The sequence below is a fragment of the Pseudomonas sp. AFG_SD02_1510_Pfu_092 genome (assembly GCF_003331055.1).
GTDB lineage: Bacteria > Pseudomonadota > Gammaproteobacteria > Pseudomonadales > Pseudomonadaceae > Aquipseudomonas.
Map to the genome: position 1 here is coordinate 1 of NZ_PUQD01000031.1, position 13,907 is coordinate 13,907.

Sequence of the window (13,907 nt, forward strand, 5' to 3'; positions counted from 1 at the left end):
GTGGGAGCGGCCGTGGCCGCGAACACCGGCGCAGCCGGTGCCATCCACCGCGTCCTCCGCTTCGCGGGCGCGCCCGCCCCCACAAGGGATAGCGCAAGCTTCGGGTTTACGCTAAACCTGTGGGAGCGGCCGTGGCCGCGAACACCGGCGCAGCCGGTGCCATCCACCGCGTCGTCGGCGCAAGCTTCGGGCTTACGCGGCACCTGTGGGAGCGGCCGTGGCCGCGAACACCGGAAACCGCGTCCCTCACCCAGGGCGGGTACAGCTGCCCTGGCGCGCACTGCCGCGCACTGCCTCGGCCAGCTTGCGCAGGTTGGCCTGATGGGCGTTGACCAGGCCGGTGATGCTATTGTCCGCCGGGGTCTGCAGCGACGTCCGGCAGGTCAGCTCGGCGTCACCCGCGCGTGTCAGGCGCCACACTGCCTCCAGCGCGGCGTAGCGCCCCGGCACGCTGTCGAAGCGCTGCACATCCACCCGCAGCGACGCCTTGCCGCCAGCCACCGGCCCGCCCAGCTGGTCCTGCAGGGCGCTGCGGAATTCATCTACCAAGTTGGCCCCCCACCATTCCGTCTCGAGGATCGCCAAGCCGCTCTGCCCCTGGCGCACCACCAGCTGCGGGCGGTCCACCTGCGGCGGCACGGCCACCCTCGCCACCTGGATGCGCTGGCCACTGTCGCGCACCGGCTCGCTGGGGACCAGCGTGTGATAATTGTTCGGGGTACTGCAGCCGGCCAGCACCGCCAGCAAGCCGGCCCCACAGACATTGCGCAGTCGTTGCATCGGCTATCTCCTCAGGGTTCAAGACCGGCGGCCCCTGCCGCTTTCGGCCGGCCACGTATCAGCGACTCGGGGTGCCGGCCCAGGTAATCGGCAAGGTCACGCAGCGAACGCGACATGCGCTCCAGTTCGTCCAGGGTTTCGCCCATCCGCTCGCGCTGCGGCGAGTCCTCGGAAATGGCTGCATTGGCGGTGCGCAGGGTCTGGTGCACTTCGTCCAGCGCCACCTTCACGTCCGGCAGCGTCTGGCCATTGAACTGCTTCAGGCTGGCGCGCAACTCACGCAGGCTGCCGTCAAGATTGCTGGCAATGCTCTCCAGCGGCAATTTGCTGATGCGCTCCACCACCCGCTGCAACTGTTCCTGCAATTGCTCCAGGCTGCCAGGCAGGGTGGGAATGGTGATCGGCTCGGCGGTCTTGTCGAATGCAACCTTCGGTGCATCGGGGTAGAAATCCAGGGAAATGAACATCTGCCCGGTGATCAGATTGCCGCTGCGCGCCTGCGCCCGCAGGCCATGCTCGACGAAGGTGCCGATCAGCCGGCGCGCGCCATCCAGGTCGCCTTCGGCATGCTTGAACACAGCCAGCATCTTGCGGTGCACCGGCCCCAGGCGCTGCGGGTAGATCACCGCATCGACCACCACCGGGAACGTTTGCCGGGCGGCATCGTAGTCGAGCTTGACCGAGGTGACCCGGCCAAACTCCACGCCCTTGAACTCCACCGGAGCGCCCACCGACAGGCCGCGCATGGCCTGGTCAAAGCGCAACTGCAGGTACTGCGCCTGGCCACTGGGCGGTGCCAGCGCACTGTCGCGATCGGCAAACAGCTGAAAGCGCGCCTGGTCGGCGGCGGGCTCGGCTTGCGCGGCAAAATCGGGTGAGCCAAACGCCAGCCCGCCCACCAGAATCGACGACAGCGATTCGGTGTCAACCTTCAGGCCGTTGGCACCGATCTGCATGTCCACGCCACTGGCGTTCCAGAAGCGCGTGTCGGCAGTGACGAAACTGTCGTAGGGAGCCTGCACGAAGACGCCGATCTCCACCCCCTTGCCGTCTTCCTGCAGGGCAAACGACACCACCTCGCCCACCGGGATCTTGCGGTAGTAGATCGACGAGCCGACATCCAGCGAACCCAGGTCACTGGCGCTGAGGACAAAGCGCTTGCCCTTTTCGTCATAGGTGATCGGCGGTGGCAGCTCGAGGCCGATGAAGGACTTCGCCGGCGCTTTCGATTCGCCGGCATCGGCGCCGATGAAACTGCCCGACAGCAGCGTGTCCACGCCGGAAACGCCGCCCACACCGATACGCGGGCGCACTACCCAGAAGCGCGCCCCTTGGGTGGCGAACGCGCGCGCATCGCTGGACAGCTGCACTTTGGCGACCACGCTCTTGCCGTCGTCGGCCAGGTCCACCGTCGTGACCTCGCCGATCACCACGCTGCGGTACTTGACCTGGGTCTTGTGCGCCACCAGCCCTTCCCCGGTATGGAAGGAAATGGCAATCACCGGCCCCTGCTGCATCCAGTTGCGCACCACCAGCGAAGCACCGATCAGGATCGCCACAATCGGCACGATCCATACCAGCGAGACGCTCCAGCGGCGGGTGCGCACCTCGACCTGCCCGGCGCCGTCGTGTTTGTCAGTCTGTTGCCCCATCGATGCGGCCCCCCTCGTTGGCACGGCGATCCCAGATCAGGCGTGGGTCGAAGCTCATCGCAGAAAACATGGTCAGGACCACCACCATGCCGAAAAACAGAATGCCCACCCGGGGCTCGATGGTGCCCAGCCCGCGCAGTTGCACCAGCGCCGCCACCAGCGCCACCACCATCACATCGAGCATCGACCAGTAACCGATCAGCTCGACGAAGCGGTACAGCTGCGCGCGCTGGCGGCAGGCCCAGGTAGAGCCGCGCTGGGCGGTGAACAGCAGCAGGCCGAGGGAGAAGAACTTGATGGCGGGCACGCCCACACTGGCGATGAAGATGATCAGCGCGATGTCCCAGGCGCCGGCCTCCCAGAACTCCAGCACACCGCCGCCAATGGTGCTTTCGCTGCCGCTGCCGAGCATTTCGGTGTGCATCACCGGCAGCAGGTTGGCGGGGATGTAGAAAATCAGCGCCGCCAGCAGAAACGCCCAGCCGCGGCTGATGGCGTTGGCCTTGCGCCGGTGAATGGCGGCGCCGCAGCGGTTGCAGGTGTGCGCGCCGCTGCCCAGTTCGCAGGCCTGGCCACAGCCATGGCACAGGCACAGGCCGAGGTCGTCGGCGTTGGCCGGGCTGTTCATACCTGCTCCCACAAGTCACGGATGTCTTTGCCGGCGATATGGATGATCAACATGCTCAACGCGGCCAGGGCCAGCAGGCCGATGCCGGGAATCACATCGAGCAACCCCGCCAGTTTGATCACCGCCACCATCGCCCCCAGCAGGCACACCTCCAGCATGCTCCATGGCCGCAGGCCTTCCAGGCTGCGCATGCACAAGGCGAAACCGGGCGCGCGCTGACCGGCCAGGGCGAAACTCAATACCCAGCACAACAAGGCAATCTGCAGCACTGGCGCAAAAATGATCGACAAGGCCATGACCAGGGCGATGAAGGTGATGCTGCCGTGGCTGAGGATCTGTACCGAGTCCCACAAGGTCGCCGAGTGGGTCAGGCCCTGCATGCCGATGGTCATCACCGGGTAGGCGTTGGCCAGCACCAGCAGCACACCGCCCGTGACACTCAGGGCCAGCCGCTGCTGCACGGTCAGCGCGCTGTGCCGGTACAGCACGCCGCCACAGCGCTGGCAGACGGCGCGCTGGTGCCTGAGCAGCGGCGCACGGTGGTACACCGTGTCGCAGTACTCGCAGATGATCAGGTGCTGGGTCTGGCTCATGGTGCTTCCACAAGTCGCCCTGATTCGGGCCGAAGGTGCGCGGGCAAGCGGCGCTTGCTATCCGGTTTAGACCATCTGGGCGAAACTGCCATCACTGCGGCAAAGGCGAACTATCCTGTGAAGCGGGATCCCGCCCGCTGGAGGTGTGCCATGCGTAGGTTCACATCGCGTTACCTGCTGGTGCTGCTGTGCGCGGCATCGGCAGCCCAGGCGCAGTCGGTGGTGCCGCTCAAGGGCCAGAGCAGCCAGCAGATGCAACTGGATATCAACGATTGCAATACCGTCGCGAGCAACGCGGCGAACAGCGCTGCGACGTCCAACGACCCGCATGTCGGTGGCCGGGTCCGCGGTGCCGCCGCCGGGGCGGTTGCCGGCGCGGCAGGCGCGCGGGTGCGCGGCAACCAGCATGACGAGCTGTATGACCGGGTCGGTGACGACGCCAAGCAGCAATACCGGCAGAACCGTGCCGGTGAAGTGGCTGCCGCCGGGGCCGCAGTCGGCGGCATGCGCCAGCGGCAGGACCGCCGCCAGGACCGGCGCGGCCAGGACGAGGCGAAAACCCAGGCCCATGCCAGTGCCTACAGCGGCTGCCTGCAAGGGCGCGGCTATCAGGTCAACCCCTGATCAGCCGGCACGCCATGCCAAGGGCAAGCATGGCGTGCCGCTTTCAGAACTTCGCCAGTTCTTCCCGGCAGAACTCGACGAACAGCTGTGCCGGCTTGGTCAGTTGCACCCGCTTCAACCACGCTGCCGCCAGCCCCGACAACGCCACCGGCTCGGCGATGTCCAGCATGGCCAGGCGTTGCCCGTCGTAGGTGTATGGCGAATGCGGCCGCGTCACCAGCAGCGAAAAGCCGAAGCCCTGCCCGACCATGCCCCGCACCATCTCGATCGACGGCGAGCTGAAGACGATGTTGGGGGTCAGGCCCATTTCGTTGAACAGGCTGACGAAGTAGGTGCGGCTGGGCGCGACATCCAGCAGGATCATCGGCTCCGGGCACAAGTCACGGAGCGACACCTGGGCCTGGCCGGCGAAACGGTGGTGCTCGGGCAGCAGCACATAAGGCTTCTGCGGCGGCATCAGCGGCTCGGCCTCGATGGTGCCGTCCAGGTCATGGTCGTAGAGAAACGCCAGGTCGAAGGTGCCGGCGGTCAGGCCCTGGATCAGCTCCTGCTGCTCGCCATCACGCAGGCGGATATCCACGCCCGGGTAACGCTGGCGAAAGCCGGCGATCAGCCGCGGCAGGTACAGCGGGGCCACGGTTTCGAAACAGCCGATGTCGATTTGCCCGGCCACGGTGTCGTTGTCGGCCAGGGCGTTCTGCTCGAATTCGTGGGCCATCTGCAGCAGCGAGCGGGTCTTGGCATAGAAGCGCTTGCCGCTGGGGGTCAGTGACACGCCTTGGGCGTGGTGGCGGATGAACAGCTGCACACCAAAGCTTTCCTCCAGGCTCTTGATGGCCGTGGAGATGGACGGCTGGGCGATGTACAGCTGGCGCGAAGCCTCGGCGACGCTACCGGCCTCTACTGTGGTGACGAAGTACTTCAGTTGTCGCAGGGTGTAGGCAGCCACGGGCACCTCTCTGACGCCGGTCTGGGCGCGCTGGGATCATGCCTGACACTTTACCCTTGGCAGCCCGCGCCCGGGCGACGGCGAACAAATGTTTTACCTATGCCTTGAACAGCTTTTTCGTAGGGGAAGCTTGCCCCCTCGCCTGCTGCCTCCAGCGCATGGCCATCGCTGCAAAGGCTGATTCGCTGGTCAATTACCGCTGAACGTCTTTACTGATAGTCATCGGTTCCAGGCAAGAGGTGTGCGCCTATGAAGATCGTGGTCACCAGCATTCTCGTCGACGACCAGGCCAAGGCACTGGCTTTCTACCACTACGTACTGGGTTTCGAGCCCAAACACGACATCCCCATGGGCCGCCATCGCTGGCTGACCCTCACCTCGCCCAACGACCCCAACGGCGTCGAGCTGCTGCTGGAGCCCGATGCGCACCCGGCTGCCAAAACCTACAAGGCCGCGCTCAAGCAGGACGGCATTCCCGCCACTTCGTTCGGGGTACGCGATATCCAGGCCGAATACACCCGGTTGTGCGCGGCAGGTGTGCAGTTCACCCAACCGCCTACCGACCTGGGGCCGGTCACCGTGGCGGTGTTCGACGACACCTGCGGCAATCTGATCCAGATCGCTCAGAAGCACTAGCGGCGTTCTCAGATGCGCCATGAATTCAGCGAAGTCCTCAATGACCTGGTCGATTATTTTCTGCTGGGCGATATCCAGTTGCTCGAGCGCTTCAAGCGGGACCATGACCTGCCCGACGACCTGGCCCATGCATTCACCCATGGCGACAGCGGCGACCAGGCCGTGCGCGAGGGTGTCGTGCTGCCCTTGGCCGGGGTCGACAACCTGCCCTACCGCATCCTGTTCACGCTGGACAGCCACACCCCGGCCCTGCGCGAACCCGGCAGCCGCCTGAAACACCGCCGCAATGGCTATGTGCTGCGCGTCGAGCACGGTGCGCTGATGCTGTACACCTGGCGCATCCTGCAGCACTTCACGCCAAAGACGCTGGGCGACCTGATGGCGCGCTATCAGGTGCCGGGGCGGCCGATCATCGAGCTGGACAATGGCTGGTATGACGTCGAGGTACTGGCGGGTGCGCTGGTGCGGGACGGGCTGTACGAGCCGGCGTTCGAGTTCGTGTTGAAGAAGCGCTGGAGCCGGGGCGAGGCTGCTGGCGTGGATACCGGGTATGCCTTCGGGCTGCGCGGGTATTTTGATTGATGGGCTGCCCTTACCGGCCGCTTCGTGGGCAAGCCCGCGAATAGCCCGGTAGGGGCAGCCTCAACCTTCAAGTGTGGGTGATATCCCGGTCCTTGGTTTCCGGGAGGAAGAAGATCCCCAGCACCGCCGTCATCAGCGCGATCACGATCGGGTACCACAGGCCGTAATAGATGTCTCCGGTCGCCGCCACCATGGCAAATGCCACCGTCGGCAGGAAGCCGCCGAACCAGCCGTTGCCGATGTGGTAAGGCAGCGACATCGAGGTGTAGCGGATACGCGCCGGGAACAGCTCCACCAGCCAGGCGGCGATCGGGCCGTAGACCATGGTCACGTAGATCACCAGAATGGTCAGCAGCAACAGCACCATCGGGTAGTGGATCTTCGCCGGGTCGGCTTTTTCCGGGTAGCCCGCTTCTTTCAATGCGCCGCTCAGGGTCGCGGTAAAGGCCTCGCTCTGCACCTTGAAGTCCGCAGCTGCCAGGCTGCTGCCATCAAAGCTTGGCAGGACCCGTTCGCCAATGCGGATCTGCGCCACGCTGCCAGCCTCGGCCGCCTGGTTGGTGTAGGGGATGGCCCGCTTGGCCAGCAGGCTCTTGGCGATATCGCACGAACTGGTGAATTTGGCCTTGCCCACCGGGTCGAACTGGAACGCGCACTGCTCGGGGTCGGCCACCACCACCACCGGGTTCTGCTCCTGGGCAACGAACACGTCCGGGTTACCGTACTGGGTCAGGGCCTTGAAGATCGGGAAGTAGGTCAGCGCCGCAATGATACAGCCCGCCATGATGATCCGCTTGCGGCCAATACGGTCGGACAGGCTGCCGAAGAAGATGAAGAACGGCGTGCCGATCAGCAACGAGCCGGCGATCAGCAGGTTGGCCGTCTGCGGCTCGATCTTGAGCATCTGCAACAGGAAGAATAGCGCGTAGAACTGCCCGGTGTACCACACCACGGCCTGGCCGGCGGTACCACCGAGCAGCGACATGATCACCACCTTGAGGTTGTCCCAGCGGGCGAACGATTCGGTCAGCGGCGCCTTCGACGCCTTGCCCTCGGCCTTCATCTTCATGAACACCGGCGACTCGTTGAGCTGCATGCGGATGTACACCGAAACCGCCAGCAGCAGGATCGACAGCAGGAACGGCACGCGCCAGCCCCAGGCCTCGAACACCTCGTTACCCATGGCGGTACGACAGGCCATGATCACCAGCAGCGAGAGGAACAGCCCCAGCGTCGCGGTGGTCTGGATCCAGGCGGTGAAGAAGCCGCGCCGGCCTTTGGGTGCATGTTCGGCCACGTAGGTGGCCGCGCCGCCGTACTCGCCACCCAGGGCCAGGCCCTGCAGCAGGCGCAGGGTGATGAGAATGACCGGCGCGGCCACTCCGATGGTGGTGTAGCTGGGCAGCAGGCCGACCACGGCCGTGGACAGGCCCATGATGACGATGGTGATGAGGAAGGTGTACTTGCGCCCGATCATGTCGCCCAGGCGGCCGAACACGATGGCGCCGAACGGCCGCACGGCAAAGCCGGCGGCGAAGGCCAGCAGGGCGAAGATGAACGATGTGGTTTCATTGACCCCGGCGAAGAAGTGCTTGGCGATGATCGCCGCCAGTGAGCCATACAGGTAGAAGTCGTACCATTCGAACACCGTGCCCAGGGAGGACGCGAAGATGACCTTGCGCTCCTCTTTGGTGATACCGCGTTGGGGCGCGCTACTGCCCGTGGATGCGCTGTCGAGAACCGCCATGGGTGCCTCCGTCATGTCGTCATGCAGGCCGGGAGCACCTCACAGCTGTTGCACCATCGCACCCAGGCCCGGGGGGGGCTTGCTTTGGTTATGCGAAGCACGACGAGGCAGACCGCCTCGGATCGCAGCAAGATATCTGAAGCATAATAGGCTTTGTCGGGATATCCACTGGCACGCTTCACGCCCCCGGCGTCAGCGTTGCCGGTACCGGCCCTTTCAGCTCGACCTGGTTGCCATCGGGGTCGTAGCAGTACAGCGACAGCCCCTCGCCCTCGGCGCCGTAGCGCTTTTCGGCAGGTTCCACGGTAACGCCAGCGGCTTGCAGGTAGGCCGTGAGTGCCGGCTCGTCGAACGGCTCGATACGCAGGCAGAAATGGTGCAGGTTGCGCCCCTCGGCGCCCGGCGCCGCCCCACCAGGCTGCCCGAGCGGGCCATCCAGGGTCACCAGGTCGATCATCGCCGTGCCCGTGGCCAGGTGGACCATGCCCAGGTCCTCGCGCACGCGGCTGACCGTGCAGCCAAGCAATTCGGTGTAGAACGCAATGCTGCGCGGCAGGTCGCTGACCCGCAGGACGAGGTGGTCGATGTGCTGGATAGTGAAGGGGCGCATGCCGGGTTCCTTGTGGCCGTTGGTTACCTGTGCCAGCGGGCAAGCCCGCCGGGAATCACCACCATAGCCCAGGCCCACCAGGGTGACCAGAATCAGCTACTCGTTCACCAGGCGTTGCAGCATGCTGCCTTCATGGCGGGCCAGGATACGCAGCAGCTGGTCGACCAGCGCCCGGTCCGGTGCATCCAGGTGAAAGTGGTGCCCGCCCGGGTGCCAGGAAACCTTCGCCTGGGCGGGCAAGGCAGCCTGGCGCCGGGTGAAGGCTTCGCCGCTGAATGCGCCCTGACGGCCAAACAGCAGGTACAGCGGGCAATGGATCTGGCGCAGCAGGTCGCAGGCTTCGCGCTCGGTCAGCGGCATCGGTTCGGGCAGCACCAGGCGTGGGTCGTGGCGCCAGCAGTAGCCCTCGCCCAGCTGCAGCAGGTCGCGCAGCGCCAGCAGCCGCGCGGCACCCTCCGACAGCTCGGTGTCGAGGCGTTCGCGGCGTTGCGCCAGTGCGGTATCGAGGTCGTCGAAGCGGACCATGTCCGGCTCGGCAAAGCCCTGCAACTGGCTGCGCTGGACCATGCGTTTGAGCCGGTAGGCGCGGGCCAGGTGTTGCACGCGGTCATTCTCGGCCACCGTGAACGGTGCGCCCATGCCGTCGAGGAAGGTCATGCTGGCGATACCGCTGGTCATGGCCGCCAGCAGCGACGCCACGCCGGTGCCCATGCCATGGGCCAGTACGTGAAACTGCGCCAGGCCCAGGCTGTCGGTCACCGCCAGCATGTCCTCGGCGTGTTCCCACAGGTAATAGCCACTGTCGTGGCGGCGATGGTCCGAGCGGCCGTGGCCGACCAGGTCGGGGGCGACCACGAAGCAGCCGTCGAGCATCGGGGCCAGGCGCTCGAACGAGGCGGCGTTGTCCAGCCAGCCATGCAGGGCCAGCACCGGGATGCCGTCTTCCGGCCCCCAGCAACGCACGGCTATTTCAATGCCGTTGAGGTCTAGCAGGTGATCCTTGGGTGTCGATGAAGAACGCATGGGTACGCTTCCTGACTTGGAGCCTGGTACGACCACACCAGGCCGAATACGCCGCCGGCCCCTTCGAGTCCTGTCGCCAGCGGCAACCCTTGCGCCGGGCCATGCAGCGCTCCGACACGTTACCTTGGCGCAAGCTCAGGCCCACCACTGGCCCGTCACCGACCGTGACTTAACCGTCACCGACCCTCACTGCCCACGCAGGTCCTCGAAGAATGCCTGCCTACCATCCACCTGGCTGGACGCCCGTGGCGCCGCCGCTTCGCCATTGGCCGCCTCCACATGCCAGTAGCAGTGCTGCACCGCGCGGGTCACCGCCACATAGGCCAGGCGCTGCACTTCCTCCCGCTGCGCGGTATCGAACGGCTGGGCATCCCCGGGCTTGCCGAGCCCGGCCTGGCGATACACCTGGTTCTTGTACGGTGAGCTGGTCAGGTACTGGCAATCGCCGAGCATGAACACCGCATCGGCCTGCAAGCCCTTGGCACTGTGGTAGGTCAGCTGGCGCAGCCGGCGTTGCTCGGCCGGCAACGCCGCCTCGGCGTGCAGCACGCTTTGCAGGTGGTCGTTCATCAGCGCCCGGTCGCTGCCCTTGCGGTACAGCATCATCACCGTCTCGCCACGCTGGTAGTGCTCGATCAGCGTTTCACCCAGGGCGGCCTCGTCGCGGTCGAACACCTTCACCGGCGAGCCCGGCAAGCCGGCCGCCGGGCCGCTGGCCCGGGCCTTCTTGCCGGCAATCGCCGGGGTGCCCTTGACCAGATGCTCGGCCGCGTCGATCACCTGCTGCTGGCAACGGTAGTTGTCGACCAGCATCACCCGGGTGTGGGCCGGCGACGGGAAGGCCTTGGTGAATTCCATGAAGTACTTGGGCGAACTGCCCCGCCAGCCGTAGATCGACTGCCAGTCGTCGCCCACGCATAGCAACGACGAATGCCGAGCCTGGCGCCCGCTGTGCATCGCCGGGCCGCGCCGGCGGATTTCGGCGAGGCTGGCGCGCAGCCAGCTGACGATCTGTGGTGACACGTCCTGGAATTCGTCGATCATCAGGTGCGCCAGCGGCCGCAGCAACGGGTCGGGCAGCAGCCGCAGGTTTTCCGGGTTGTTCTCGCCGAACAGGGCGAACATGCGGTTGTAGCTCATCACCGGCGGTGACTGGTCCAGCAGGTGCGCCTCCAGGGCCTTCCAGTACAAGGCCAGGGCCTCGAAGAACAGCGCATCACTGTCGCCGTTGGGGAAGCTCATCGCGGCCACGGCAGCGTTCACCTCCAGGCCGAGATTCTCGATGAAATTGGCCGCGCCGACAAAGGCGTCGAGCAGCGGCGCCGGGGCCAGCTCGCCCTTGACCTTGTATTCGAAGCCGGGGCCGGCCACGGCATCACCGGCCAGCGAGGCCGCCAGGCGCCGGGCCATGGCGTAGTTGTCGAGCCAGATCAGCGGCTGGTCGCAGAACGCCTGCAACAGGGTGCGCTTCACCGCCCACTCGGCGCGCACCGCCAGTTTGGCCCCGGGGCGCTGGTACTGCGCGCTTTCCGCCGGGTCGAAGCCCAGCACCAGCAACGGCCCCTGATTGCCCAGGCGGCCATGCACATGGAAGCGGCTGCCACGAATCTCGACCGTCTCGCGGCAGGGTTCGATACCGTTGATCGGCCAGGCGCCTGCGGCGAACCAGAGGTCCTCGATCACATCGCACAGTTCTTCGTCGCGCTGGGCCGCCAGCTGGGTTACCTGGGCACGCTTTTGCACATCGGGGTTGTTCGGGTCCAGCGGCTTCAGTTGCAGGGCTTCGCTGCGCAGCAGGCCGACCAGTTCGGCAAAACGCGGGCTGACCCCCAGCAGGCTGCTGTAGCACTGGTTCAGTTGCTGGCGCTGGGCATCGTTCAGGCGCAGGTCGAACGGGTTGCTGTCGGCCTCGGCCTCTTGCCCGGCGGGCATCTCGTTGCCCAGCGTTTCGAACGCGCGCAATTGGCCAAAGCCCGGCAGGCTGCGCACCAGCGGCAGGATGCGCGAATGGAAGGTGCGCACCAGCTCGCGCGCCTGCAGCGGCTGCAGGTTGATCTGCCACAGGGCGAACACCTGCAACAGGCGCTTGATGAAGTCCTTGCGCGACTCGCGGGTGAACGTGACCACGGTCATCGCATCCAGCTCGAAGCCCAGGTAATGGCGCAACAGCAGGATACGCAGCACCAGCGAGGTGGACTTGCCGGCGCCGGCACCGGCCACCACGCAGGTCGACGGTGTGTCGCTGAAAATCAGCTTCCATTGCGCGGCACTGGGTTGCGCCTCGGCGGGCAGGTGCTGGGCGACATCGGCCTTGAAGCGCTTTTTCAGCTCGGCCGTCAGCGGCAGGCGCCAGTCCTCGAACAGGTTGTCGTCCTGGCCCGGCACGGCGGCGCTGTCGGGGCGGGCATCGCGAATCACCAGCACCTGGCGCCCGGCCTCGTAGCCCTCCTCCCGCCCGCGCTCGAACGCTTCACGCAGGGCATCGGCGTGGTGCTGCGCCTGCGGCTGGGTCAGGCCCCGCCCCAACAGACGGGCGACCAGGCGGCGTAGCCAGGGCAATTGGGCAGCAGGGACAAGGTCGGCAGGGGCCTGGGGTTGCTCGTGGGCCACGGTCACTCCGTTGAAGAAAAAAACAGCGGGCATGTTCGCCGGATCGACAGAAAATCGCCAGCGAATGCTTGCAAATCAGTGGATTAGGCGATGAAGCGGATAAAATACCCCGGCAAGGAATATCGATTTTACTGATTCTTTTAAGCCGATATTTACGCTTATTTTCGATGTTTATTTCACGCATCATGGCCTCATTCCACTGATTCAAGGAGCACGACCATGCTGCAACTGCGACCGTTCGAAAGCCTCGGCCACGCCAACCACGGCTGGCTCGATGCCCACCACCACTTCTCGTTTGCCGAGTATTACGACCCGGCGCGCATGCACTGGGGCAACCTGCGGGTCTGGAACGACGACCTGATCGCTGCCGGCAGCGGCTTCCCGCCGCACCCGCACCGCGATATGGAAATCATCACCTATGTGCGTGAAGGCGCGATCACCCACCAGGACAGCCTGGGCAACAAAGGCCGCACCGAAGCCGGTGATGTCCAGGTGATGAGCGCCGGTACCGGCATCGTGCACAGCGAGTACAACCTGGAAGACGTCGATACGCGTATCTTCCAGATCTGGATCGTGCCGGAGCGCACCGGTGAAGCACCGCAGTGGGGCACCCGGCCGTTCCCCAAAGGCGAGCGTGGCGAAGGCTTCGTGACGCTGGCCAGCGGTCGCGCAGGTGATGAAGACAGCCTGCAGATCCGCACCGATGCGCGGCTGGTGGCGGCCACCCTGCGTGCGGGTGAAACCGCCGAGTACCGCTTCGATGCCGCGCGCCGCGGCTACCTGGTGCCGGCCAAAGGGCTGGTGGAGGTCAACGGGCTGCGGGCCAAAGCGCGCGATGGCGTGGCGATCGAGCAGGAGCAGGTGCTGCGGGTAACCGCCATCGAGGACAGCGAGATCGTGCTGGTGGATGTGGCCTGAGGCGCGCTAGCGGTGTGCGGCGAGTTCGCCAAGCACCTCGGCGCAGGTAGTGACCTGGCGGAAGTGATGCGTCCACAGGTCGATGCCCAGCTTGCCCGAGCGGTCCAGCGATGAGCCGACCGTCATGTCGGTGACCAGGGTCGGCATCAGCCCGGCATCGAACAGGGCAAACCCTGCGGCCAGCACACAGGTCTCGGTCTGCAGCCCGCACACCAGCACCCGCTCTACGCCCAGCTGGCGAATGTACTCGATCGCTTCGGCGCTTTGCCCGTAGCCATGCTTGACGAACACCTGGTCGGCCTCGACCAGGCTCTCGTCCTCGGCCGCTGGGTGCCAGCCGAGCTGGCGCTCGAACGGCGTGACCTGTTCGTCGTGCAGCTCGACCGAGGCAATGGTGGGGATGTTCGCCGACAACCGGCGCAGGCCATCGACTAGCCACTCGGGTGGGCTGAAGGTGGACTGGACATCGACGATGAGCAAGACCTGGCGCATGGGCGGATTCCGGACATGGGCAAAAGGCGCGGAGTATAACGCGATCGCTGATGCAGTGGATGG

Annotated in this window: 14 protein-coding genes; 4 read left to right on the forward strand and 10 right to left on the reverse strand. The window is 65.7% G+C overall.

Annotated elements, in window-relative coordinates; genetic code table 11:
• Positions 1 to 246 precede the first annotated feature (246 nt).
• From C6A77_RS14615 to C6A77_RS14630, 4 genes are read right to left on the reverse strand one after another with little or no spacing between them, the layout of a single operon-like run.
• A complete protein-coding gene (locus tag C6A77_RS14615) occupies positions 247 to 780 on the reverse strand; it encodes a PqiC family protein (RefSeq protein ID WP_114170105.1) in 534 nt (177 codons plus the stop codon).
• A gap of 11 nt (positions 781 to 791) precedes the next feature.
• The gene (locus C6A77_RS14620; RefSeq protein WP_114170106.1) at positions 792 to 2,432 is read right to left on the reverse strand and encodes an MlaD family protein; all 1,641 of its coding nucleotides are present in this window, start codon (positions 2,430 to 2,432) and stop codon (positions 792 to 794) included.
• Positions 2,416 to 3,060 (reverse strand): paraquat-inducible protein A, encoded by a 645-nt coding sequence (locus C6A77_RS14625; protein WP_114170107.1) that lies wholly within the window; start codon positions 3,058 to 3,060, stop codon positions 2,416 to 2,418. Before C6A77_RS14625 ends, C6A77_RS14620 begins: the two co-directional genes overlap by 17 nt.
• Entirely contained in the window at positions 3,057 to 3,653 is a 597-nt protein-coding gene (locus C6A77_RS14630) for a paraquat-inducible protein A (protein WP_114170108.1), read from the reverse strand. Before C6A77_RS14630 ends, C6A77_RS14625 begins: the two co-directional genes overlap by 4 nt.
• Positions 3,654 to 3,803: 150 nt before the next feature.
• Between C6A77_RS14630 and C6A77_RS14635 the strand changes: the two genes are divergently transcribed.
• Positions 3,804 to 4,277 carry a YMGG-like glycine zipper-containing protein gene (locus C6A77_RS14635; protein ID WP_114170109.1) on the forward strand — a complete coding sequence of 158 codons (474 nt, stop codon included), beginning with the start codon at positions 3,804 to 3,806 and terminating at the stop codon, positions 4,275 to 4,277.
• A 43-nt stretch (positions 4,278 to 4,320) separates the two neighbouring features.
• On the opposite strand, the gene C6A77_RS14640 is transcribed toward C6A77_RS14635, so the two are convergent.
• Positions 4,321 to 5,226 (reverse strand): LysR family transcriptional regulator, encoded by a 906-nt coding sequence (locus C6A77_RS14640; RefSeq protein ID WP_114170110.1) that lies wholly within the window; start codon positions 5,224 to 5,226, stop codon positions 4,321 to 4,323.
• A 249-nt stretch (positions 5,227 to 5,475) separates the two neighbouring features.
• Here C6A77_RS14640 and C6A77_RS14645 point away from each other — a divergent pair, with 249 nt between their 5' ends.
• Both C6A77_RS14645 and C6A77_RS14650 read left to right on the forward strand, forming a co-directional pair.
• The gene (locus C6A77_RS14645) at positions 5,476 to 5,862 is read left to right on the forward strand and encodes a VOC family protein (protein ID WP_114170111.1); all 387 of its coding nucleotides are present in this window, start codon (positions 5,476 to 5,478) and stop codon (positions 5,860 to 5,862) included.
• 12 nt (positions 5,863 to 5,874) lie between these two features.
• Positions 5,875 to 6,444, forward strand: a complete 570-nt coding sequence (locus C6A77_RS14650; RefSeq protein WP_114170112.1) for a hypothetical protein — start codon at positions 5,875 to 5,877, stop codon at positions 6,442 to 6,444.
• Between the two features lie 67 nt (positions 6,445 to 6,511).
• Here the strand turns inward: C6A77_RS14650 and C6A77_RS14655 are convergent, their stop codons facing one another.
• The 4 genes from C6A77_RS14655 to C6A77_RS14670 all read right to left on the reverse strand — a co-directional run bounded on the left by C6A77_RS14655 (position 6,512) and on the right by C6A77_RS14670 (position 12,467).
• Positions 6,512 to 8,191 (reverse strand): MFS transporter, encoded by a 1,680-nt coding sequence (locus C6A77_RS14655; protein WP_114170113.1) that lies wholly within the window; start codon positions 8,189 to 8,191, stop codon positions 6,512 to 6,514.
• Between the two features lie 178 nt (positions 8,192 to 8,369).
• A complete protein-coding gene (locus C6A77_RS14660) occupies positions 8,370 to 8,801 on the reverse strand; it encodes a VOC family protein (protein WP_114170114.1) in 432 nt (143 codons plus the stop codon).
• A gap of 96 nt (positions 8,802 to 8,897) precedes the next feature.
• On the reverse strand, positions 8,898 to 9,824 hold the full coding sequence (locus C6A77_RS14665) for an alpha/beta hydrolase (protein ID WP_114170115.1): 927 nt from the start codon (positions 9,822 to 9,824) through the stop codon (positions 8,898 to 8,900).
• Between the two features lie 186 nt (positions 9,825 to 10,010).
• On the reverse strand, positions 10,011 to 12,467 hold the full coding sequence (locus tag C6A77_RS14670) for a UvrD-helicase domain-containing protein (protein WP_114170116.1): 2,457 nt from the start codon (positions 12,465 to 12,467) through the stop codon (positions 10,011 to 10,013).
• Between the two features lie 186 nt (positions 12,468 to 12,653).
• On the opposite strand from C6A77_RS14670, the gene C6A77_RS14675 reads away from it, so the two are divergent.
• A complete protein-coding gene (locus C6A77_RS14675; protein ID WP_114170117.1) occupies positions 12,654 to 13,352 on the forward strand; it encodes a pirin family protein in 699 nt (232 codons plus the stop codon).
• Between the two features lie 6 nt (positions 13,353 to 13,358).
• Here the strand turns inward: C6A77_RS14675 and C6A77_RS14680 are convergent, their stop codons facing one another.
• On the reverse strand, positions 13,359 to 13,844 hold the full coding sequence (locus C6A77_RS14680; protein WP_114170118.1) for an isochorismatase family protein: 486 nt from the start codon (positions 13,842 to 13,844) through the stop codon (positions 13,359 to 13,361).
• Between the last annotated feature and the right edge of the window lie 63 nt (positions 13,845 to 13,907).

Bases quoted from the DNA above. Each gene is read 5' to 3' on its own strand.
- C6A77_RS14615 (WP_114170105.1), bottom strand. From the start codon at position 780: ATGCAACGACTGCGCAATGTCTGTGGGGCCGGCTTGCTGGCGGTGCTG.
- C6A77_RS14620 (WP_114170106.1), bottom strand. From the start codon at position 2,432: ATGGGGCAACAGACTGACAAACACGACGGCGCCGGGCAGGTCGAGGTG.
- C6A77_RS14625 (WP_114170107.1), bottom strand. From the start codon at position 3,060: ATGAACAGCCCGGCCAACGCCGACGACCTCGGCCTGTGCCTGTGCCAT.
- C6A77_RS14630 (WP_114170108.1), bottom strand. From the start codon at position 3,653: ATGAGCCAGACCCAGCACCTGATCATCTGCGAGTACTGCGACACGGTG.
- C6A77_RS14635 (WP_114170109.1), top strand. From the start codon at position 3,804: ATGCGTAGGTTCACATCGCGTTACCTGCTGGTGCTGCTGTGCGCGGCA.
- C6A77_RS14645 (WP_114170111.1), top strand. From the start codon at position 5,476: ATGAAGATCGTGGTCACCAGCATTCTCGTCGACGACCAGGCCAAGGCA.
- C6A77_RS14650 (WP_114170112.1), top strand. From the start codon at position 5,875: ATGCGCCATGAATTCAGCGAAGTCCTCAATGACCTGGTCGATTATTTT.
- C6A77_RS14655 (WP_114170113.1), bottom strand. From the start codon at position 8,191: ATGGCGGTTCTCGACAGCGCATCCACGGGCAGTAGCGCGCCCCAACGC.
- C6A77_RS14660 (WP_114170114.1), bottom strand. From the start codon at position 8,801: ATGCGCCCCTTCACTATCCAGCACATCGACCACCTCGTCCTGCGGGTC.
- C6A77_RS14665 (WP_114170115.1), bottom strand. From the start codon at position 9,824: ATGCGTTCTTCATCGACACCCAAGGATCACCTGCTAGACCTCAACGGC.
- C6A77_RS14670 (WP_114170116.1), bottom strand. From the start codon at position 12,467: ATGCCCGCTGTTTTTTTCTTCAACGGAGTGACCGTGGCCCACGAGCAA.
- C6A77_RS14675 (WP_114170117.1), top strand. From the start codon at position 12,654: ATGCTGCAACTGCGACCGTTCGAAAGCCTCGGCCACGCCAACCACGGC.
- C6A77_RS14680 (WP_114170118.1), bottom strand. From the start codon at position 13,844: ATGCGCCAGGTCTTGCTCATCGTCGATGTCCAGTCCACCTTCAGCCCA.